Annotated in this window: 14 protein-coding genes; 8 read left to right on the top strand and 6 right to left on the bottom strand. The window is 33.8% G+C overall.

Annotated features, from left to right (window positions below):
* Window position 1: 1 nt before the first annotated feature.
* The 5 genes from VGE71_RS07605 to VGE71_RS07585 form a co-directional block, all read right to left on the bottom strand.
* Window positions 2-3,001: a glycoside hydrolase domain-containing protein gene (locus tag VGE71_RS07605; protein ID WP_331137791.1), complete on the bottom strand. Its 3,000-nt coding sequence runs from the start codon at window positions 2,999-3,001 to the stop codon at window positions 2-4.
* Between the two features lie 37 nt (window positions 3,002-3,038).
* Entirely contained in the window at window positions 3,039-4,040 is a 1,002-nt protein-coding gene (locus VGE71_RS07600) for a c-type cytochrome (RefSeq protein WP_331137790.1), read from the bottom strand.
* 109 nt (window positions 4,041-4,149) lie between these two features.
* Window positions 4,150-5,556 carry an aryl-sulfate sulfotransferase gene (locus VGE71_RS07595; protein ID WP_331137789.1) on the bottom strand — a complete coding sequence of 469 codons (1,407 nt, stop codon included), beginning with the start codon at window positions 5,554-5,556 and terminating at the stop codon, window positions 4,150-4,152.
* A gap of 93 nt (window positions 5,557-5,649) precedes the next feature.
* The gene (locus VGE71_RS07590; RefSeq protein ID WP_331137788.1) at window positions 5,650-7,161 is read right to left on the bottom strand and encodes a RagB/SusD family nutrient uptake outer membrane protein; all 1,512 of its coding nucleotides are present in this window, start codon (window positions 7,159-7,161) and stop codon (window positions 5,650-5,652) included.
* Between the two features lie 31 nt (window positions 7,162-7,192).
* On the bottom strand, window positions 7,193-10,291 hold the full coding sequence (locus tag VGE71_RS07585) for a TonB-dependent receptor (RefSeq protein ID WP_331137787.1): 3,099 nt from the start codon (window positions 10,289-10,291) through the stop codon (window positions 7,193-7,195).
* A 678-nt stretch (window positions 10,292-10,969) separates the two neighbouring features.
* Between VGE71_RS07585 and VGE71_RS07580 the strand changes: the two genes are divergently transcribed.
* On the top strand, window positions 10,970-11,608 hold the full coding sequence (locus VGE71_RS07580; protein WP_331137786.1) for a carbohydrate-binding family 9-like protein: 639 nt from the start codon (window positions 10,970-10,972) through the stop codon (window positions 11,606-11,608).
* A 106-nt stretch (window positions 11,609-11,714) separates the two neighbouring features.
* On the opposite strand, the gene VGE71_RS07575 is transcribed toward VGE71_RS07580, so the two are convergent.
* Window positions 11,715-12,755: a LacI family DNA-binding transcriptional regulator gene (locus tag VGE71_RS07575; RefSeq protein WP_331137785.1), complete on the bottom strand. Its 1,041-nt coding sequence runs from the start codon at window positions 12,753-12,755 to the stop codon at window positions 11,715-11,717.
* Between the two features lie 230 nt (window positions 12,756-12,985).
* Between VGE71_RS07575 and VGE71_RS07570 the strand changes: the two genes are divergently transcribed.
* From VGE71_RS07570 to yidC, 7 genes are all read left to right on the top strand, one after another.
* Complete coding sequence (locus tag VGE71_RS07570; protein ID WP_331137784.1) at window positions 12,986-14,077, top strand: galactokinase family protein; 1,092 nt, start codon at window positions 12,986-12,988, stop codon at window positions 14,075-14,077.
* A gap of 6 nt (window positions 14,078-14,083) precedes the next feature.
* Complete coding sequence (locus VGE71_RS07565) at window positions 14,084-14,965, top strand: sugar phosphate nucleotidyltransferase (protein WP_331137783.1); 882 nt, start codon at window positions 14,084-14,086, stop codon at window positions 14,963-14,965.
* A gap of 165 nt (window positions 14,966-15,130) precedes the next feature.
* Window positions 15,131-16,510 carry a sugar MFS transporter gene (locus tag VGE71_RS07560; RefSeq protein ID WP_331137782.1) on the top strand — a complete coding sequence of 460 codons (1,380 nt, stop codon included), beginning with the start codon at window positions 15,131-15,133 and terminating at the stop codon, window positions 16,508-16,510.
* Window positions 16,511-16,533: 23 nt separating this feature from the next.
* A complete protein-coding gene (nagB, locus tag VGE71_RS07555) occupies window positions 16,534-18,462 on the top strand; it encodes a glucosamine-6-phosphate deaminase (RefSeq protein WP_331137781.1) in 1,929 nt (642 codons plus the stop codon).
* A gap of 388 nt (window positions 18,463-18,850) precedes the next feature.
* Complete coding sequence (locus VGE71_RS07550) at window positions 18,851-19,081, top strand: DUF3820 family protein (protein WP_008462478.1); 231 nt, start codon at window positions 18,851-18,853, stop codon at window positions 19,079-19,081.
* A 224-nt stretch (window positions 19,082-19,305) separates the two neighbouring features.
* Window positions 19,306-20,919, top strand: coding sequence for a CTP synthase (locus tag VGE71_RS07545; protein ID WP_331137780.1), 1,614 nt, complete (start codon window positions 19,306-19,308; stop codon window positions 20,917-20,919).
* A 77-nt stretch (window positions 20,920-20,996) separates the two neighbouring features.
* Window positions 20,997-22,919 (top strand): membrane protein insertase YidC, encoded by a 1,923-nt coding sequence (gene yidC / locus VGE71_RS07540; protein ID WP_331137779.1) that lies wholly within the window; start codon window positions 20,997-20,999, stop codon window positions 22,917-22,919.
* The last annotated feature ends 36 nt before the right edge of the window (window positions 22,920-22,955 follow it).

The following is a 22,955-nucleotide window of genomic DNA, read 5'->3' as shown; positions in this document are numbered from 1 at the left end:
ATTACTTCACAATCAACAACCAGCCTTTTCCTTTTGAAACTGGAATTTCATCATTTGCGTTAAAAGTTTGTGCAGGCTGAAACTTAAGAACTTCTGGAGCTGTAATTGTTGCTTTTGAAGGATTGATTCCCAGTTTTTTCCAGTCGATTGTCAGTTTTACTTTTGTATCCGCATCTGCCCAGCTTGCTATTGAAATTAAAGTCTTTCCATTCTTTTTGTAGACAGTTGCTAGAACTTTATCGTTGTTGGTTTTTACAGGGCAGTTTTCGCTCCAATATCCAATCATTTCAGAACCTTTAATTCCGAAAGAATCCCATAATTTCCAGATTTGTCTTGGGTCTGCACCATCGCTCCAAGGCAATCTGTTTGTCATTCCGTAAACCATTCCTCTCCATGGATTTCCACCATCTTGAAGCATTTCTCCCATTAATCCGAATGGAATTCCGCTTACTTCCGTCAAGAAAAAGTCAGGCTGATTTTTTTCATAATCAAAATATTCTCCAAACCATAATTTATTGATGTATGGGAAATGCTCCATGTATAAATTGGCGCTGTTGTTAAATCCGTCGCTTTTGTTGTATTGGTTGGCACTGTGCAAATCGATAATTCCAGGATGACCGTCTTTTGTAAGCACACGTTTGATACGTTTCATTGTGATTCTGTCGAAAGCAACATCGTCTAAATAAATTCCGTCAATACCAACATTTTGCGTTAGCCAATTCATTCCTTCTACGTAGTAATTGTGCCAACGGTTCATTCCGCTGTTTACGATTGCAGCATCTTTAATTTCTGGCACAAACCAAGCTGCAATATAATCTTCGCCAACATGTTCTTGCAACCAAGAGAATCCGCCTCCTTTTCCTGGAGAATAGATTTCGTGACCTAAACTTCTTAAAGCGAAAGTCTCATAAGCTTTGTTTGAAACTTCTCTAACCGTATTATAGATTTTTACTTTTAAACCTTTTTCATGCGCTTCATCGATATAAGTTTTCATCTTTTTAAATTCGATAAAAGGATAATTGATATAGGGATTGATCGCATTTGCATGGTGAATATTGATTACCGTTGCACCAGTTTTAGCAATAGAATCGATTGGGCTGTATTTGTGATAAAACTTCGTATCCCATTGGAAATCGGTATTGATAGTATGAAAAGGCGTAATCAACAAGTTGAAGTTGTAATATAAAACATCACCTTTTTTCATTGTTCTAGCGCCGCTATATGCATTTACTACAACCGATTTTTGGTTTGGTGTAATGCTAATGCCGCCCTTATTTTCGTTACCCCATGAAGTTGGAAGTAATAAAGGTTTTTGTAAATAGAAATTAGTATTTAAAGGGCGGCTGTATTTTTCGTCTCTTAAAGAAAACTGTAATCCAGAGTTTACGGCTCCAATCCAAGCGCCGTCTTGATTTTTATGCGCAACATCCCATTTCCAGTCGAAAGTTGCAGGACGATCACCTCCTTTTTGACCTAATCCCATCATGTATTTTGCAGATGCTGGCTGCATTGGCATTTGAAAATTAATATCATTAAAAGAAACATCTTCAAGAGCAGTAACTTTTACTGTATAATGAACAAAACCGTCAAATTCAACAGAAGCATTTACATCCATTTGAACCGATTTTGAAGTCGAAGTGCTTTCCCAAGAAACCGTTCCAGCTTCTTTTTTAGTGAATTGTACACCATTGTTTTTCCATTGTGTTTCTTTTCCAGAGGCATCAACAAAATGAAAATCAATTGGAGCACTTAAAACATCATTTGCTTTTGTTCCTACAGAAGTCATTTCAGGAGTAAAATAAGTCTGGATTTGAGCAGGGAATCCGTTTGGTGCTAAAGTCAGTTTTCTTCCTAATAAAGAGATTTCAGTATTGTTTACTGCTAGTGGAGTATAAGGAGCAATAACGGTGTTTTCTTGCGCTAAAGTTGAGTTTAACCATTTTAAACGCGTCATTTTTTCTGGACTGTCAATTCCGCCGTTTTTGGTTACTTCGTTTGAAACTGTTATTTGGAGATTGATTTCTTTTGATTTTCCGTCAGCAGTAACAATTGCTTTTCCTGTATAAGTTCCTGCAGTTGCATTTTGAGGAACATCAATGCCACACCACATTGCCTGAATTTTTCCTTTTGAAACAGAAACTGTATTTGTGAAAGGATTACCATCGTATTTAGTTCCGTCTGTGTTGATACAAGCTATATTTTTAGCCTCAATTGTATTTCCACCACTTTTTAAATCTGAAAAAGTCACTTTTACATTCTGTAAATCTTCAAGCGCATAAACTCCTAATTGAAAAGCTAAATATTCACCTTTCATGGCAGTATCAGTAAAACTATTTTGGACACCTTTTTGAATCCATCTTTGTGGTAAATCTGATTTTAATTTGATTGAATGCAATCTGTCCTCTGGAAAAACTAAGAAAGAGTTTCCGCTGTTTTTTGCCAACAAATCTTTAGTTTCTGAAGCCGTTGCAATAACTTCCATTGGGTAAAAACTATTGAATGCGTCAATACTTTGAATTTCTGAAACAGAACAATTATCTACTGTATTTGATTTAATTTTAGAAAGCCATTGCGCATCTGCCTTGTTTTCTGGTTTTGCATAAATTCCTTTTGGATAATTGGCAGTTCCTTCGTCAATATATGGCATATAATAAACGTAATATGTTCCTTTACCTGAAATAGGTTCAAAGAAAATAGTTCCGTTTTCTCTATTGATATTTTCGGTTTTGATGTTTTGAATTTCTTTTCCAGACGCATCTTGAACGATAATCTTTTTTAGTTCCGGATTTGTATCTCTTCTTCGCCATTCTATAGTTGTTTTGGCAACATTTCCCGAACCAGAAAATGCAATTACAGCACGATGGTTTCCTAATTGGTTTGGATTCCAACTGTTGTTTCCATCTGAATATTTTATTTGTGCAGTAAGCGAAATACTGATTGTGAAAAGACACGTTATCATTATTCTACTTAAAAGTGCTCTGTTTTTTAGGTTTAGTTTCATTGTATTGTATAATCAGGTTAAATAGGATTTTTTGAGTTTAGTAAACAGGTTTCAAACCATTCTTTTTCCAGTAGGCGATAATTGGTTTGTAAGGACCATATTTGTGCTGTTCTTCTGAAAAATTATCATTGAACGGGCTGTGAGCATAATCAATTGGCTTACCAGTTTTGTCAGGATAATCAAGTGTTTTTGGATTTGGTCTTGTATGTACTGCGTCATCATTTACATAAGCAGCGATATCAAGAGCTTCTTTGTCTGTAAGGTATGGTTTTCCTAATTGAACTTTGTCATATGGCATATTACTTTTTAACCATTGTGCTTGTTTGATTACGCGATGCATACTTGAACCTGGCTGATAACCGTATTGCCCCCAAAGCGGAGGATAAGTGTAGCCTGATTTGTCTGCATTGTAAACTCCTTCGCCATTATTTCCGTGACATCTTGCACAGTTTTCAGCAAATAATACTTTTCCTCTTTCGGGACTTGCAGCAACATCTGGAAATTCGATTTCTAAATTTTTCGCTCCTTTAAAATTACCATCTTTTGGAACAAATTTGCTAATCCATTTAAAGTAAGATAAAAAGGCAACCATTTCTTTGCTATCCAACGGAAGCGGTTTTCCAGAATGCGGACGCATAATGCAGTTATTAACTCTTTCTGCTAGTGTAAGCACTTTGTTTTCGCGTCCGCGATATTGTGGATAATTATCGTGTGAAGACATTAAATTGAACGCATGAGGTTTTGTTCCCGCGTCTTGATGGCAGTTGGTGCAGTTCATTTTATTGCCCAAATATTTTCCGTTGATTCCGTTTGGACCAATATAATAAGCCGTTTTCATCATTAATTCTCTTCCGTAACGAACCGATTCTCCAAATTGATCGTCTGGAATTTTCGAAGTATCAATGGTGATATAATTTTCTTCATCTTCTTTCTCTTCAACTGTTTTTAAAGCTAAAGTTTGAGAATTTGATTTCGTGCACGAATTGAAAACAACAATTGGCATTGCTGAAAAAAGTCCGATAAGAATTAGTTTTTTCATAATGTAAAATTTTTAATCTTGTCTTTTTCCTGCAAGGTTTCAAAACCTTGTAGGTATCGGTTTTATATTAGACCTACAAGGTTTTGAAAACCTTGCAGGAAGATTATTTTTAGTTGAGAAGAAAAGGTTTCATTTCTCCTTCTTCAATAAACTGTGTTCGATATGGCGGAATCTCAGATTCTAAAGCCCATAAAAGCACTCCTTTTTTATTCGTTAAAACGGTAATATGTCTTTTAGAACAGCAGCATAATATGGCGTCTTTATCAATCATATAAGCGCTTCCCATTCTGTCGTTGTAAATGTCTTTTGGTAATTTAATCTGATAATCTAGCTTTACTGTATTGTTTTTTTCGTCTACTTTTAAAGCAAAAACAGAAGATTGTTTTTTATCTACACCATTATCAAAAAAGAGCAAGCTTCCTTCTTGATCGATGTGTGCGGCATGGGCTTGAGAAAAATTAGTTTCTGGCGCCATTTTCATGTTTCCGCCTTTTCCTAATTTCCAGATGACTTTTCCGGTTTTAGAATCAATTTTCCAAATTTGACCGTTATTATAGAAAGAAATTAAGAAGTTTCCATCTCTATCATAATTTAGACTATTGGCATGTGTCCAGTCTTTTTTAGTTTTCAATAAATCTTTATCTTTTAAAGGATCTAAATCATCAAAAACACTCCATTTCCAAAGTTGCTTTCCTTTTTTATCTAAAATTAAAATCCCGTCTCCATTAATCGTGTCTTGTTTTTTTCCGCCGATAGAAGTTAAATCCATTATCTTTTGATCAACTGTTAAAGTGACAATTTCGTTAGCCGATTTTTTAATGATTTCGTGATGAATGGTTTGTTTTAAATCACCTTCTCCTTTTTTAATATGAGTTAAAGTATCGCCTTGAAGATTGATTTCCAGAATCTCACTTCCATAGCTTGTTGGTTCGTCGTTTGTTCCTAAGATAGAGATGATTGTTTTTTCTTTTGTGAAATGAGCGACTTTAAATCCTGTTCCTTCAACGGTATGATACCATCTTAAATTTCCTTTGTAGTCAACAATATAAGCCGTTCCTGGGGTTTCTCTTTTGGCTAAAAGCATAAAACCTTTTTTGAAATTTTCAGGTAATAATTCAGGTTTTGGACAATTGGCTTTGAATTGTTTTTGAAGCCATTCTGGTAATTTTCTTGATTTAAAATTATAAACTTTACTTGGTACTTTATCGCCATTGAATACAGTAAATAATTGATAACTATAACTGGTTTCTGGTCTAATATTGCAAAGAACCAGTGAATGTTTAATTCCTGATTTTGAAATAGGTGTAGTTACTTTACTTTTTAATCCTTCCTTGTCCGACCAATATTCTGCGTATACCTGAGCTTGGTCATTCGTAGTAACATCGATTTGAATTTTCAATTCGTTGTTGCCATGAATTCCAATATTGATATTGGAGATAATTTGGTTTTTAGAACAACTTACTATTGTAAACAAGGCTAAAATAAAACTTCCTTTTGCTATTATTTTTTTTATCATCTGAAAAGCTTCTTTATGAAATAGAAAGTACTTTTTTGGTGTAAAATCAGGAATAGACAGACATTTTTACTGTCTATTCCCGATTAGGTATTTTTATTGTCTGTCGGCGTTGCTTAATTTTGGGTTAAGATCTACCTGACTTTGTGGATAGGTATAATATTTATTTTGTGGCATTTTAATTAAGGCTGCTTCACCAACTCTTAAATGATATGCATTTACTAAAACGTCATATTTATTCATTCTGATTAAATCTGCACGACGTTTTCCCTCATAAAAAAGTTCCCATCCTCTTTCCTGCAAAATAGCATCTCTCAGAGTTGACTGATTATAATTTGCCAAAACAAGAAGTTTTGCATGCGATCTTGCTTTTACTTGATTAATCAGATCTATTGCTTCTGAAGTCGGCCCACTGATTTCGTTTAATGCTTCGGCTCTGCTCAACAAAACATCGGCATAACGTAAAATGTTTACACTATGACCATCATAATAAGTTGTTGTTTCGTCATCGGCATATTTTCTTGTAGAAACGTCAGGCATATAAAATTCACCAGCTGGTGGCTCAGCTCCTAATGAAGGAGCTTGTTTGTGTAATAAACCGTCTGTTCCCATAAATTCTGGGAAAAAACATTTTTTTCTGTCATCTTCGTTGCCAAAAGTGTTGTAGAAATCCCAATTTACAGTATAATACTGCCATCTGTTTTGAACAATTGGGTGGTCAACTGGCCCAAAATGGTTAAGTAATTCGGTTCCGTTTGTATTGGCATCACTCAAAGATGAAAAGATGTTTTCGCTACACCATTTGTTACTTTCTTTGAATAGACCTAAATAAGAAGGATAAAGATGGTATTCGTTTAAATCTATTACTTGTTGCGTAAGTGTAACTACTTTTTGCCAATCATGGCTACGCAAGTAAAGTTTTGCCAATAGAGTAAGTGCGGCTCCTTTTGTAGCACGACCAACATCATTACTGCTGTAAATAGCATTTGCTTTATAGTTAACTGGTAAAACAGCAGCAGCTTCAGTCAAATTTTTTACAAGAAAAGCATCAATTTCTTCTACTGGAGTTGGTGGTGTTTGTTCTAAATATTTTGGATTTGCTAAATTTTCTTCTGTCATTAAAATAACTGGACCCCAAGAGTCAGTCAAATCCATATAAGCAGATGCTCTTAGAAATTTGGCTTCAGCAATAAACTGTGCTTTTTCAATTTCTGAAATTGAAGACATTTTTCCGATGTAATAAATAGCTGTATTGGCATTTGCGATTAATTTATACATGGCATTCCAGTCTTCCAATAGCAAACCATTTGTAGAACTCCAGGTTCCTAGAGATAATTGTCCAGGATCACCTCCGTATTGGCAGTGACCTAAATCTGTTGCGATATCTGTTAATGCAAAATGTCGGGTTGCCCAATAGGAAAAATTATCTCCCACAGCAGGGCCTTTTAATCTTCCATAAATAGAATTGACAGAAGCTATAGCATCTGATTTGGTTTGATATCCGTTTGTAGTGGTTAAACTGCTGTATACTGTAGGATCCAGATCCTCATTGCAGGAATATTGCAAACCTGCAGTAAGTAAAAGCAATAGTATTGTATATTTTTTCATTTTGATAAATTTAATGTTAGTGAAAAAGCTATTAATGAATTGCTATTTTGATCCCTAGTATAAATGTTCTGGAAGCTGGGAATGAGTTGAAATCAATTCCTCCACCAAGATTTTGTGCTCTGGCAGTATTGGTATGTCCATTTATTTCAGGATCATTTCCAGAATATTTTGTAATGGTCAGTAAATTTTGACCTGTGGCGTATAATCTAATATTGTCAATAAATTTTGTTGGTTTTAAAATACTTTCTGGTATAGAATATCCAATAGATAAATTTTTAAGACGCAAATAAGATGCATCTTCGACAAATTTTGAGTTTACATAGCTTCCATATGAAGATTTATAATAACCATCTCTCGGAATATCGGTGTTTTCATTTGTACCAGCTACCCAACGATTTAGAGCATCTGTACTTGTACTTGATTCTCCAACCATTCTGGTCATATTGTAAACAGAATAATCAAGTGCTCCCTGGAAAAAGAGATTTATATCAAAATTTCCGAATCTAAAATCATTATTAAAACCAACAATATAATGAGGAGTTGAATTTCCTAAATAAGTTCTGTCTTTTGCTGTAATCATTCCATCACCATCTAGATCTTCATATTTTGGATCACCTGGTTTAGATAGGGGTTGCGGAGCATAAGTTTCCCCTGTTTTTATTACTCCGGCATATTTAAATCCGTATAATAATCCCATCTCTTTTCCAGGTTCAAGTCTTGTAAATTCACGACCAGAAACAGTACCGCTTGGGTTAGAAGTATTAACACTGATGAGCTTAACATTATCAGCAAGTGAAACAACTTCTTGTTTGTTGTATGCAAGATTTAGAGATGTTCTCCAGTAAAATTTATCATTTCTAAAGTTTTCACTGGTAATGCCAAGTTCTATACCTTTATTGTCCACTACGCCTGAGTTAAGTGTTTGAGTCGAAAATCCCCACCATCCTCCAACAGGGACATCCAAAAGAGCGTCTGTTGTTCTCTTTTTGTAAACGTCAATTGTAGCAGTAAGTCTGTCATTAAAGAACCCCATATCTAAACCGATATTGGTTTGTGCTTGCTGCTCCCATTTTAGGTCAGGATTTGATAAATTGTTAGGTTCAGTACCTCCTACAAAAGAACCATCTGAAATAGCAGTGTTCCAAGGAGAAAGATTTGACATGTATAAATAATCTGCAATTCCGTCATTACCAGTAATTCCGTAACTTACTCTTAATTTTAGTTCAGAAAAAACATCTAACTTTTCAATAAATGCTTCTTTAGACATTCTCCAGGCAATAGCTCCAGAAGGGAATGTACCATATTTGTTATTTGGACCAAAACGAGAAGAACCATCACGTCTAATTGTAAATGAAGCCAGATATTTGTCATCAAAAGCATATCCCAGCCTTCCAAAATAAGAAGTAAGTTTCGTTTCTTGTTTTTGAGTTTCAGGTTTTAAATAAACTGCGGCACTTTCTAGTTTGTAATAGGTCAGAATATCATTTGAGAAACCAGAACCTGATGCTTTCATTCTTTCATAAGTATCTTTTTGATTAGATGTTCCAATCATTGCTGTAAAAGAATGCTGCTCTTTGATATTAAATTTATAGGTTAAATATTGTTCTGTACTCCATCTAAAATAAGTTTTGTTTTCTTCAGATCCTGTACCATTTAATGCAGCTCCTGCAACCAGAGTTCGTGGGGTATATTTTCCCTGAATGTTTTCCTGCCATTCTGCACCAGCTCCAAAATGATAAGTCAAGCCTTTTATAACTTCATAATCTACAAACATATTCCCATTAACGAGTCTGTTGATAGTATGGTCAGTTGGTTCTAATAAAAGAGCCAAGGCATTATCTTTTCCTTGATATTTATAGTACGAACCATCTGGGTTGTAAATAGGAATTGCTGGTGGTGCTGTCTGAATAGAAAACATAGGAGATAAGATATTATCACCAAAATCGCTGTTGTGTCCTTCACTTGCAGCACCATATACATTAGCGCCTACAGTTACTTTCTCGGTAAATTTTTTCTCTGTTCCAATACGAACACTATATCTTGTGAAATCAGTATTTTCTATTGCTCCCTTTTGTTTTAAATAATTCCCTGATAGAAAGAATTTTGATGTTTTATCGCTTCCACTAAAAGTTAAGGTTCTGTTTAGTACTTCACCTGGACGTGTTGCGGCTTTGAACCAGTTTGTGTTAGCAATTGGAAAGCTAGAAGGAAATACGGCAGGTCTTCCGTTTTCAGTAGCTATAGCATTTTGTATAGAGGCATATTGCTGACCAGTTAGTAGTGATGGCTCTTGAATAATGTTTTGAAAACCATCTGAAATTTCGCCCTCAATCTGCATTTTTCCTGATTTTCCTTTTTTAGTAGTAATCATGATAACTCCATTTCCTCCTCTTGAACCATAAATTGCAGTAGAAGCAGCATCTTTAAGAATCTGGATACTTTCAATATCATTTGGACTGATTGATGCTCCAGTACTGGTAATAAAACCATCTACAACATACAACGGCGCATTTGAGGTTGTTATTGAATTTCCACCTCTCACGACTATAGTAGGAGTAGTTCCCGGCGCATAACTGTTTTGTTGTACCTGTACTCCCGAAGCACGTCCTTGTAAAGCTTGTCCAACATTGGCTACAGTACCACCTAAGTTTAAATTGTCTTTTCCAACAGAGGCTACAGAACCTGTAAGGTCTTTTTTTCTTGCTTTTCCATATCCAATAACAACCTCTTCTAATTTTTGTCCAGCTTCTTTCATGACAATTTTGAGAGGAGCATTTCCAATCGTTACTTCTTGATCTTCCATACCAATGTAAGTAACTACAAGTTTAGTAACATTATCAGCAACAGTAATTGCGAAGCTTCCATCTACATCTGTCTGAACACCTTTTGTAGTTCCTTTTACCACAACATTAGCACCTGGAAGAGGCAGACCGTCTTTGTCTGTAACTTTTCCTTTTACAATTTTTTCAAAAAATACTGTTTTGTAGTTTTTATCAGAACTATTTATTGATGAAGCAGCTGAAGCTTGAAATGTAAAAACTAATAAAGACAAAACGGTTAGTTTGATTTCTGTGCGGGATAAATTCTTAATCCGAAAATCTCTTGGTTTTTTTTGGGTTAATAATTTCATACTGAAAATTGGTTTTGGTTAATGTTTAATTGTTTTTTCCTTGTTTGTAGGTTTTAGATTTCTTTTTTAATTCGGAATTTCATTTTTTCTTTTTCATGAGTTTTAACTGAATTGGTTTTCCGGCAAAATCGAGGTTTTATTTTTTAGCCCGAATACAGCTCATTTGCCCTTTTCTTCTCTCTTTTAAAAGCTTTAAAATCACCTGTTTTTTTACCTAATTAACTTAGTTTTAAGATTAATCTCTGACGAAACTAGAGATTATATTTTTATAAAACAAGAAAAAACACAAAAAATGTGCTCGAACACACAAAATTTATGTTCTCGAGCACATAAAATTATATGAAACGTTTTTTTTAGCTTAAAAAGATGTGATATTTTTAAAATAATTTAGGAGGAATGAAGTTTTGAAAAACAAGTGTTTTTTGAATAATAAAAGCTCATTTTGAAAAAACTTGTGAATTTCGCAATTACTAATTCAAAAATGTAAAAATTAACTAGTCTTTTCTTGTCGCTTTTGCTGTTGAATTTTCGATTTAATTTTGTGGTATGCTAGCCTTTTTTATTGAATTTTAAGCTATCTTGGCTAATTCAAAAAAAAAATTAAATCTGCATTCGGATTCGAGGTGGTTTTTTAGTTTTTCCAAAATCAGAAATTGACAAATTTTAAGAATTAGTATTGTGAAAGAATATCATGTGACTTTAATTGATGAAAATCAAAAAAATGAGTGCAAAATTTTGAATCCTGTTTTCTGGGAAAAAGCACATTGTTTGACTGATTTTTCATCTCCGTGGAATAATAATCCAGTTTTAAAAATTGAATTTCGTGCACTATGGGATAAAAAGAATTTCTATTTTAAATTTCGGGTTTTTGATACTGATGTTTATATAGATGAGAAAGATGATAGTGTGGAAAGTATTTGTAATTCGGATCGAGTGGAGTTGTTTTTTAGAAGTAATGACAAACTAGATCCGTATTATTGCCTGGAAATTGATCCTTCAACAAGATTATTGGATTTTCATGCACTTCCTGAAAAAGTTTTCGATTACGAATGGAAGTGGCCTGAAAAGCATATAAAATTAGAATCTTCTACGGATGAGGTTTCTTTTACAGTTGCTGGAATAATTAGTATTGAATCGCTAGAAAAGCTAGATTTGATTCATAATAATACTATCGAGACGGGTGTTTATAGGGCAAAATTTTCTACAGATAAAAACGGAAATTATGAACCAACTTGGATTTCGTGGGTAAATCCAAATACAAAAGAACCTAATTTTCATATAGCTTCATCTTTTGGAAAGTTTGTTTTGGTACAATAAATAAAGGTTGCTAAAGTGTTTTGTTTCTCGCAGATTAAAAAGATTTTATCTGCGAGATATTCTAAAAAGCTTTCTTTTTTTGTTGTTTATTTCTCTGTTTAAAAAATCAGGAAGCGTAAAAAGAGGCATTTTCAACATTTATAATATCGATCGGAAGTAGAATAGTTTCTGGGATATCTTTTCTAAATAAAAAATGTTCTACTAAAGTACTTACTCCAAGGTATGCCTGTCTTTTTTGGTTTTGGTGAATTAAAAAATGAACGAGTCCTTGATTTAAAAAGCTTACATTTTTTTCAATTAAATCATAACCAATCAAAGTGATTTTTCTGTTTTCAATAGTTGAAAGTACAGAGGCAATCTGATAAGCTTTGGAGGTTGTGATGAAGATACCATTTAAATCAGGATGTTCGTCTAAAAAAGCATTGAATTTTGTTTCAATGTTAGAGTATTTTAATTTTAAAGTAAGCAAAGAAAAATCGGAAAGATTTTTTTCTTCAAAATAATTTCTAAAGCCTTTTTCTTTTTCCTGCATATGAACTGCATTTTTAAGGCTCTCATCTATGTGGATAACAGCAATTTGACCCTTAGGCAGGATTAAATTCATCAGACTGGCGGCTACTCGGCCACTTTTGTATAAATCCTGACCAACAAAACTTTTGATAGAAGAAGATTCGACCTGATTATTAAAAGTGTTAACCATAATTCCCAATTCGTCATATTGTTTTATGACTTCTATGGTTTCTTTGTGAAAAAGAGGAGTCAACAAAACAGCATCTGGTGATTGTGTAATAATAGCCTCGTTTGTCTTTAGAAAAGATTTGGTGCTTTCTGGATTAAAATAATGTGTTTCTATAACAACACTATAAGCTTTAAATTCAGTTATGGCGTCCTGAATTCCATTTACACAAGGAAGCCAGTAGGAATCGAAAGCGGGATCCGGTAATAATACGCAAATACGATAGATTTTAGTACTTTTTAAATTTCTTGCAATTAAGTTAGGTTCGTAATCAATAACGTTTAAGACTTCATTGATTTTTTCCAGTGCAGCAGGAGAGACCTTTCCTCTATTGTGAAGCACACGATCTACAGTTCCTTTTGAAACTCCTGCCATTTGTGCTATATCCTTAATTGTGTACTTTTTATCCATATTAGCAAATATAGAAACTTTGAATAAATAAATACAAAAAAATCGAAATAATCACAAAGTGTGCTCGAGAACATTATTTTAGTGTGTTCGAGCACATTTTTTGTGTTTTTCTTGTTTTATAAAAATATAATCTCTAGTTTCGTACAATCAAAATCCAAAATCAAATTAAATTTACTAATCAGAATATACTTTAAGGCATTGTCTTTTAGTGTTTTAATATCTTATTTTTAATGAGAAAAATTACTGCTTCTGCGCCAGGGAGAACCTGTCTTTTTGGAGATCATCAAGATTATTTAGGATTGCCTGTTATAGCCTGTGCTATAGATCGAAATATTAAATTAATTGCAAAAGAAAATCAAACCGATACTTTCGTTCTCAATATGATTGATATAGATGAGATTCGGGTTATTGATATTCATGCTGCATTCGAAAAATTAGAATCTAGAGATTACTTTGCTTCTTCTTTACGTGTTTTACGTAGATACGGCTGTGTACCTACGAAAGGTTATACGATAACTATTACAGGAGATATTCCGATAAATTCCGGAACGTCAAGTTCTTCTGCGTTATTAATGGCTTGGATTCGATTTCTGATAGAGGCTTTTGGGATTGATCATGAAGTGACGCCTGATTTTCTTTCAAAATTAGGATATGAATCAGAAGTATTAGAACATGGGGAGCCAGGTGGGATGATGGATCATTTTAGTATTGGTGTTGGAAATATCGTTTACATCAATACCAAAAAGCCTTTTTCTTTTGATGTAATCGGAACAGAGCTAAAAGGTTTGATTACTGGGGTTTCGGGTGTTCCAAAAGAAACTATCGGTTTGTTGGGAGAATTGAAAGGGAATGCTTTAATGGCAATCGATATTGTAAAACAAAATTATCCAGATTTTGATTTGCATACTTCTGAATTGAAAGATTTAGATCATTATAGAAATTGTCTTCCAGATCGTTTGATTCCGTTTTTTGAAGCGGCAATTATAAATTACCATTATACAAAAGAAGCTTTAAAAGAATTTGAAAAACCTGTTTTGGATCTTAAAAAAATTGGAGCTTTAATGAATGGTCATCATGAAGTTTTACGCGATTTGCTAAAAATTACGGTTCCAAGAATTGACGAAATGGTGAATGCGGCATTGAAAGCAGGTGCATACGGAGCAAAAATAGTCGGTTCTGGCGGCGGTGGAAGCATTGTTGTTATTGCTGATCCGAAAAATGAAGATGAGGTTATTAAGGCGATTTTAGATGCTGGAGCAGAAGAAGCTTACGCAGTAAATGTAGATCCAGGAGTACGAATTATTGATAATACTGAAATTTAAAATAAAATGCACGACAATTTAGTGATTCTAGCCGGCGGAGCTTCTTCGCGTATGAAAAAAGAAGCGGTTATAGATAATTTATCTCCAGAAGAAATTGCACAGGCGAACGAAAGAAGTAAAGGTTTAATTGGTGTTGGCGCAAGCGGAAGGCCTCTTTTGGATTATCTTTTATGGAATGCCAAAAAAGCGGGTTATAAAAACATCTATATTATAATAGGTGAGCAAGGAGAATTGTTTAAAGAGTTTTACGGAAGTAAAATGAAAAATAATGATTTTCATGGACTTAATATTTCGTTTGCAATTCAATATATTCCAGAAGGAAGAATAAAACCTTTTGGGACTGCAGATGCTTTGTTTCAGGCTGTAGAACAATATCCAGAATTAAATTCGCAGTTTTATTCGGTTTGTAATAGCGATAATTTGTATTCGGCTGAAGCGTTGCGTGCGTTGAGAGAAACTGAAAGCCCGAACGCTTTTATAAGTTATGATCGTGATGCAATGGATTTTCCGTTGGAACGCATTTCGCGATTTGCAATTGTAAAATTAGATCAGAACAATCAGCTTTTGGATATTTTAGAAAAACCTTCAGAAGATGTTTTAGAACAATATAAAGATGCGGAAGGAAAGATTCGCGTAAGTATGAATGCTTTTAAATTTAATGGTCAGACATTATATAAGCATCTTAAGAATTGTCCCGTTCATCCAGAACGTGATGAAAAGGAGCTTCCGACGGTACTTTTAAACTCGGTTAAGGAAAATCCGCAAACTACGCTCGGAATTCCGTTTTCAGAGCATGTTCCAGACTTAACTGCTAAAGAAGATATTGCTGATGTAAAAGCGTATTTAGCAAAATATTACCCTGATTTAAACTGGAATAGCAAAAATTAACAAAATTTTCATATCTAAATTAGAAATTAAGGAAATTTTATGTACTACTTTTGTTTTGCAAAAAAAATGCAGATATTTGCATAAATTACGCATTGAGTAATAAAAGCGTTGATTCTAATTTAGATTTTGAATGAAATAAATCTATAACTAATCAACCCAAAAATTATGACAAACATTCAAAGTACATTACAGTTAGAAAAAAAGAACACCGTTGTTCCGATGGTGATTTTAACTTTATTGTTTTTTATTCTAGGATTTGTAACTTGGTTGAACGGACCTTTAATTCCGTTTTTTGAATTGGCTTGCGAATTAACTTCTTCTCAAGCATATTTTGTGACTTTTGCATTTTACATTGCCTATTTCGTTATGGCAGTTCCATCTTCTTATATAATTGAAAAAGTGGGCTATAAGAACGGAATTTCTTTAGGTTTGTTAATTATCGCTGCTGGAGCATTTATGTTTTATCCTGCAGCTTCAAGCAGAACATTTCTTTTCTTTTTAGTAGCATTATTTATAATGGGAACTGGTTTGGCTGTTTTGCAAACGGCTTCAAATCCGTATGTTGTCGTAATTGGTCCAAGAGAAAGTGCCGCAGCAAGAATCAGTGTTTTAGGAATTGCAAATAAACTAGCTGGATTCGTAGCGCCAATCGTATTGACGGTTTTGGTTTTGTCTAATATGCAGGACTTTACAGCAGATAAAATTGCTTTGATGGATGAAGTTGCAAAAACAAATGCGCTAAATTCTCTTGCATTGCAATTGCAAAGACCGTATCTTTATATGGGATTGATTATTACGGTTTTAGCTTTGTTGGTGAAATTTTCTCCTCTTCCAGAAATTGATTTAGATGAAGAAGGAAATGTATCGAATTTGAATATTTTCAAACAAATCAAAAACGCATTTAGACATCCACAATTGGTTTTGGGAGTAATTACTTTGATGTTGTATTTATCTGCCGAAGTTTTAGCAGGCGATTCAATTGGAGGTTTTGGAAAACAGTTAGGAGTTTATGGAGAAGAAGGAAATTTCTATCTTAAACTAACTTCATTCACTATGTCTGCAATGGTTGTTGGATATATCTTGGGAATCGTTTTAATTCCAAAATATGTTTCTCAGGTTACCGCTCTAAAAGTCTCAGGATTATTGGGTTTAATATTGGTTTTGACTATTGTTTTGATTTCGCCAAAAATAACAATTGCATTCGCTGGAATTCAAAATATGCCCGTTGTAATTCTTTTAGTAGCCCTTTTAGGTTTGGCAAATGCATTGTGCTGGCCGGCAATTTGGCCAATGGCTTTGCAGGATTTAGGTGGTTATACCAAGATTGGAAGCGCTATTTTGATTATGGGAATTATTGGTGGAGCAGTTTTTCCACTTTTTTACGGAATGATTACAGAAAGTGTCAATTCTGCAAACGTTGCAAAAAATCTGCAAGATGTTTCTAGAAGTGGTAATCAATTAGCTTATTTAATATTAGTACCGTCTTATATAATGATTTTGTTTTATGCTGTAAAAGGGCATAAATACAGGAAATGGAAAAGTTGAACAAAAAATAAAAATAATATATCATGTTAAAAAGTAAAATCGACAAAGCAACAGGTTTCGAAAAACGATTCGAAAACATCAATACAGTTGTTTTTGAAAACTCAACAGAAGCTTCGAAAGAAGTAGCGCAGGAAATTGCAGCTTTAATCAAAGAAAAACAAAAAGAAGGAAAGCCTTGTATTTTAGGTTTGGCAACTGGTTCTTCTCCAAAAGGATTGTATGCTGAATTAGTGCGTTTGCATAAAGAAGAAGGTTTGAGTTTTAAAAACGTAATCAGTTTTAACTTGGATGAATACTATCCAATGGAACCAAATTCAATCAATAGCTACGTTCGTTTCATGAAAGAACTTTTGTTTGATCATGTCGATATTTTACCAGAAAACGCACACGTTCCAGACGGACTTTTGACAAAAGAGCAAATTGCAGATTATTGCCACGAATACGAAGCTAAAATTGAAGCTTTAGGCGGAATCGATTTGCAGATTCTTGGAATTGGAGGTAACGGACATATTGGTTTTAACGAATCTGGTTCACTTCAAAACTCTAAAACTCGTTTGGTAGCTTTAGATCACATTACAAGAGTTGCAGCAAGCAAAGATTTCTTTGGTTTGAATAATACGCCAAGAACTGCAATTACGCTTGGAGTTAAAAAAATCATGGAGGCAAAAAGAGTGATTTTATTAGCTTGGGGAGAAGGAAAAGCAAATATTGTAAAAAAATCTGTAGAAGATGAAGTTACAAATAGAGTTCCTGCTTCGTTTTTGCAAGAACACAACAATGCAGTTTTTATTTTAGATAAAGAAGCTTCTTCAAAATTGACTAGAGTTAATAAACCTTGGTTGGTTGAGAAAATTGTTTGGACAGATAAATTAACTCGTAAAGCGGTTTTAGGATTGGCATTAGATCTTAAAAAACCAATTTTGATGCTTACAGATGCGGATTATATCGAAAATGGTATGAGTGATTTGTTGGCAGATTCAGGTCCGGCTTATGATATTAATATTAATATTTTCAATAAATTACAAAATACAATTACAGGTTGGCCAGGTGGAAAACCAAATTCAGACGATTCAAATCGTCCAGAAAGAGCTGAACCAGCTAAAAAACGTGTATTGATTTTCTCTCCGCATCCAGATGATGATATTATTAGTATGGGTGGAACTTTTATGCGTTTGCAAGAGCAGGGACATGAAGTGCATGTTGCTTACCAGACTTCTGGAAACATTGCGGTTGCAGATGATGAAGCATTGCGTTTTGCAAGATTCGTAATTGATTACAACGAGAAATTCGGAATCAAAAGTGAAGAAGCAGATAATATTTATAAAAAAGCAGAGGCTTTCTTGCAGAATAAAAAGAATAGCGAAATAGATATTCCTGAAGTTCGTTACATTAAAGGTTTGATTAGAAAAGGAGAGGCGAGAGCTACAAGTTATTTTGTTGGTCTTCCAGATTCTCAAATTCACTTTATGGAATTACCTTTCTACGAAACAGGAACAATTGAGAAAAAACCTATCGGACCAGAAGATATTCAGTTGACTGTTGATTTAATTGAGAAAATTAAGCCACACCAAATTTATGCAGCTGGAGATTTAGCAGATCCACACGGAACGCACAAAGTTTGTTTGGATGCTATTTTTGAAGCGGTAAAAGTTTTAAAACCAAAAGAATTCATGAACGACTGTTGGTTATGGTTGTACCGTGGAGCTTGGCAGGAATGGGGAATTGACGAAGTTGAAATGGCAGTTCCAATGAGTCCAGATCAGGTTTTGGCAAAACGTCACGGAATTTTCAAACACCAATCTCAAAAAGATGGAGTTGTTTTCCAAGGAACAGACGCAAGAGAGTTCTGGCAAAGAGCTGAAGACAGAAACCGCGAAACAGCTGAATTGTACCACCAATTAGGTTTGGCAACTTATGCGGCAATGGAGGCTTTCGTGAGATGGCATTACTAAAAAGGTTCTAAGGTGCTGAGGGGCAAAGGTTCAAAGGTTTCTAATCTTTGTGTAAATCTTTGGCTTTTATGTGAATCTGTAATCTTAAGCAATATTTTTAAGCAGGAAAAGAGAATTGAATAAGTTCTTTTTTCTTGCTTCTTTTTTTTCAAGATGCTAAGGTTCTAAGATTCTGAGGTTCTAAGTTTTTTATATTCGCAACAATTATAAAAAAAATAATTAGTGAAAATTCGTGAAATTCGCGGCAAAAAAAACACACAGATTAGAAAATCATTTTAATCCTTTTAATCTGTGGCAAAAAATAATAGCTTTGCATATAATTGAAGCAAGAAGAAGGCTAGATCTTTCTTCTTGCTTCTTTTTTCTTTTTTCTTTTTTCTTCTAAACTATGGATCAAGACAAAAAACAACTTATAAAATTAGCACACACCAAAATGCCTTTCGGGAAATATGAAGGGAAATATTTAATCGATCTTCCAGAATATTATGTCGTTTGGTATCATAATAAAGGTTTTCCTAAAGGAGAATTGGGACAGCAGTTACAGCTTATTTATGAATTGAAGCTAAATGGCTTAGAAGAATTGATTCGAAATATTAAGAAACAATATCCAAAACCTTAAAATAATTATATAATGGGAAAATTAGAAAATTAGAAAATGTTTAGAGAGATACTATTAAAATGTTGTTTTAAAGTGAATTTAATTCATTGTTTTTTAATTATCACTTATCTATTTCTTAAATTTTCTAATTCATACATTTTCTAATTTTCTAATTAGCAAATTGTCTAATTAAATTTGTACTTTTGCCAAGTTTTTTACACAACTACTTACAAACAAACAACAGAATGAATCAAACAAAATATATTTTTGTTACAGGAGGTGTGACCTCTTCATTAGGAAAAGGGATTATCGCGGCATCTTTGGCAAAATTGTTACAAGGAAGAGGATACCGTACTACAATTCAGAAATTTGATCCATACATTAACGTAGATCCGGGGACACTAAACCCGTATGAGCACGGAGAATGTTATGTGACAGATGATGGAGCTGAAACTGATTTAGACTTAGGACACTATGAGCGTTTCTTAAACGTTCCTACTTCTCAGGCTAATAACGTTACTACAGGAAGAGTTTATCTTTCGGTTATTGAAAAAGAAAGAAGAGGAGAGTTTTTAGGGAAAACGGTTCAGGTTGTTCCTCATATCACAAACGAAATCAAAGACAGAATGCAATTGCTAGGTAAATCTGGCGATTATGATATTGTTATTACTGAAATTGGTGGTACTGTTGGTGATATCGAATCTTTACCTTATATAGAATCTGTTCGTCAGTTGGTTTGGGAGTTAGGAGAAAACAACGGAATTGTGATTCATTTGACTTTAGTTCCATATTTGGCTGCTGCAGGTGAATTAAAAACAAAACCAACACAGCACTCTGTTAAAACTTTGATGGAAAGTGGTATTAAAGCCGATATTTTGGTTTGTAGAACGGAGCACGAATTGTCTCAGGAATTACGCCAGAAATTAGCTTTATTCTGTAATGTTAAGAAAGAAGCGGTTATTCAGTCAATTGATGCTTCTACGATATATGAAGTTCCAAATTTAATGCTTGAAGAAGGATTAGACGTTGTAGCTTTAAAGAAATTAGATCTTCCTAAAAAAGCATCTCCAGATCTTAAAACTTGGAATACTTTCTTAAAAAGATTAAAAAGTCCAAAACAAACAGTAAACATTGGTTTGGTTGGAAAATATGTAGAAATGCAGGATTGTTACAAATCTATTTTAGAGGCGTTCATTCATGCAGGTGCTGCAAACGAAACGAAAGTAAATGTAATTTCTATTCACTCAGAGCATATCAATGCTGATAATGTGGAAGAAAAATTAGGTTCTCTTGACGGAGTTTTAGTTGCTCCAGGTTTTGGTGAAAGAGGTATTGAAGGAAAAATCGAAGCAGTTCGTTTTGTACGTGAAAACAATATTCCGTTTTTCGGAATTTGTTTAGGAATGCAGATGTCTGTTATTGAATATTCTAGAAATATTTTAGGTTACGCTGAAGCGAATTCTACTGAGATGAATGAGAAAACGCCTCATCCGGTTGTGAATTTAATGGAAGAGCAGAAAAATGTAACCGATAAAGGAGGAACGATGCGTTTAGGTGCTTGGAAATGTGATATTAAACCAAACACTTTAGCGTACAAAATTTACGGAGAAAAAACTATTTCGGAGCGTCACCGTCACCGTTATGAGTACAATAATAAATATGCAGATGAATTGCAAAAAGCTGGCTTAAAAGCTTCTGGAGTAAATCCTGACACAGGTTTAGTTGAGATCGTTGAGCTAGAAAACCACCCATTTTTTATTGGTGTGCAATACCACCCAGAATACAAAAGTACAGTTGCAAATCCGCACCCGATTTTTGTAAACTTTGTGGCTGCTGCAGTAAATGCGCATAAAAAATAATAATTCATTCTAAGAGGTGTAACATTTAAATTAAACAAATAACTAATATCCTCAAACGAATAACTTTTTTTAAAATAATGGAAGAAAAAAAATTAGACCTCAATTCGATCATTGGTTTTGTATTGATATTCGGAATCTTGATTTGGATTTTTTATCAAAATCAACCTTCTGAGAAAGAAATTGCAGCTCAAAAAGCCAAGAAAGAATTAGTTGCTAAACAAGAAGCACAAGCAAAAGCCGATAAAGCTAAAACTGCATCATTACCAGCTGTTACTGCAACTCCTGGAGATACATTACAATTGGCTCAATTGCAAAAAACTTTAGGAGGATTTGCTTATTCTGCAACGCTTCCTTCTGCAAAAGAAACTTTTACTACAATTGAAAACGAAAAGCTTAAGCTTAAAATCGCAAACAAAGGTGGTTACATTGTTGAAGCTACTTTAAAAGAATTCGAAAAATTTAAAAAAGGTTCTGGTCAATTAGTTGAGTTAATCAAAAACAACAACTCAAATTTAAATTTACAGCTTCTTACTACAGATAATAGAACATTAAATTCTAAAGATTTGTATTTCGAACCAACATTAGAAAAAATTGGTGCAGACCAGGTTTTGTCTATGCGTTTAAAAGCGGGTGCAAATGAATTTTTAGAGTATAAATATATCCTTAAACCAAACGATTATTTAGTTGGTTTTGATATTCGTTCTCAAGGATTAAACAAAGTTTTAAATTCTGCTAAACCATTAAATTTAGAATGGGATTTAAAAACATACAGAAACGAGAAAAGTGTTTCTTATGAAAATCGTTTTGCTCAAGTTGATTACAAATACGAAGAGTCAAAATATAACAACGTAAGTTCTCACGGACAAGGAAAAGAAGAAACGCCTACGAAAGTGAGCTATGTGGCTTTTAAACAACACTTCTTTGCTACAATTTTATCTACAGAAAAACCTTTTGAAACTTCAAAACTACAATCTGATGATTTAGTTAAAGATGAAAAAATTGATACTGTTTTTACAAAACAATTTAGAGCCAATTTGCCTTTAGCGTTTTCAAACGGAGAGATCGATTACAAAATGAGTTTGTATATGGGTCCTGTAGATTACAAAACACTAAAAGCTTACGATAAAAATTTCGATAAAATCATTCCTTTAGGATGGGGAATTTTCGGATGGATTAATAAATTAATCTTTATTCCATTATTCGGATTCTTAAGTTCAACAATTGGATTGTCTTTAGGAATTGCGATTATCATTTTTACGATTATCATCAAATTGGCTATGTCGCCAATTACGTATAAGTCGTTCTTGTCTCAGGCTAAAATGAAAGTTTTAAGACCTGATATTGCAGAGTTGGGAGAGAAATTCAAAAAAGACCCAATGAAGAAACAACAGGAAACAATGAAACTGTACAACAAAGCAGGTGTAAACCCGATGGCAGGATGTATCCCGGCATTGATTCAGTTGCCTTTTATGTATGCATCTTTCCAGTTTTTCCCTGCAGCTTTCGAATTAAGACAAAAAAGTTTCCTTTGGGCAGACGATTTATCATCTTTTGACTCTGTTGTAAAATTACCATTCAATATTCCAATGTACGGAGATCACATCAGTTTGTTCCCAATTTTGGCAGCAATCGCGATTTTCTTCTACATGAAAATGACATCTGGAGATCAGCAAATGGCAGCGCCTCAGCAAGAAGGTATGCCAGATATGGCAAAAATGATGAAAATCATGATTTATGTTTCTCCATTAATGATGTTAATTTTCTTCAATAGTTATGGTGCTGGATTGAGTTTGTACAACTTTATCTCGAACTTAATTACAATCGGAATTATGTTTGTTATCAAAAATTACATTGTTGACAGTGATAAAATTCACGCTCAGATTCAGGAAAACAAACAAAGAGAACCTAAAAAGCCAAGCAAGTTTCAACAACGTCTTCAAGAAGTGATGGAACAGCAGGAAGCTGCAAAAGCTCAAGGGCAGAATAAGAAAAAGAAATAATTTTCAATAAAAAGAATCCCGATTAAATCGGGATTT

This window comes from Flavobacterium sp., from assembly GCF_036405015.1.
Lineage (GTDB): Bacteria > Bacteroidota > Bacteroidia > Flavobacteriales > Flavobacteriaceae > Flavobacterium.
This window is presented reverse-complemented; position numbering and strand designations above follow the sequence as displayed.

Bases quoted from the DNA above. Each gene is read 5' to 3' on its own strand.
- VGE71_RS07605 (WP_331137791.1), bottom strand. From the start codon at position 3,001: ATGAAACTAAACCTAAAAAACAGAGCACTTTTAAGTAGAATAATGATA.
- VGE71_RS07600 (WP_331137790.1), bottom strand. From the start codon at position 4,040: ATGAAAAAACTAATTCTTATCGGACTTTTTTCAGCAATGCCAATTGTT.
- VGE71_RS07595 (WP_331137789.1), bottom strand. From the start codon at position 5,556: ATGATAAAAAAAATAATAGCAAAAGGAAGTTTTATTTTAGCCTTGTTT.
- VGE71_RS07590 (WP_331137788.1), bottom strand. From the start codon at position 7,161: ATGAAAAAATATACAATACTATTGCTTTTACTTACTGCAGGTTTGCAA.
- VGE71_RS07585 (WP_331137787.1), bottom strand. From the start codon at position 10,291: ATGAAATTATTAACCCAAAAAAAACCAAGAGATTTTCGGATTAAGAAT.
- VGE71_RS07575 (WP_331137785.1), bottom strand. From the start codon at position 12,755: ATGGATAAAAAGTACACAATTAAGGATATAGCACAAATGGCAGGAGTT.
- VGE71_RS07570 (WP_331137784.1), top strand. From the start codon at position 12,986: ATGAGAAAAATTACTGCTTCTGCGCCAGGGAGAACCTGTCTTTTTGGA.
- VGE71_RS07565 (WP_331137783.1), top strand. From the start codon at position 14,084: ATGCACGACAATTTAGTGATTCTAGCCGGCGGAGCTTCTTCGCGTATG.
- VGE71_RS07560 (WP_331137782.1), top strand. From the start codon at position 15,131: ATGACAAACATTCAAAGTACATTACAGTTAGAAAAAAAGAACACCGTT.
- nagB (WP_331137781.1), top strand. From the start codon at position 16,534: ATGTTAAAAAGTAAAATCGACAAAGCAACAGGTTTCGAAAAACGATTC.
- VGE71_RS07550 (WP_008462478.1), top strand. From the start codon at position 18,851: ATGGATCAAGACAAAAAACAACTTATAAAATTAGCACACACCAAAATG.
- VGE71_RS07545 (WP_331137780.1), top strand. From the start codon at position 19,306: ATGAATCAAACAAAATATATTTTTGTTACAGGAGGTGTGACCTCTTCA.
- yidC (WP_331137779.1), top strand. From the start codon at position 20,997: ATGGAAGAAAAAAAATTAGACCTCAATTCGATCATTGGTTTTGTATTG.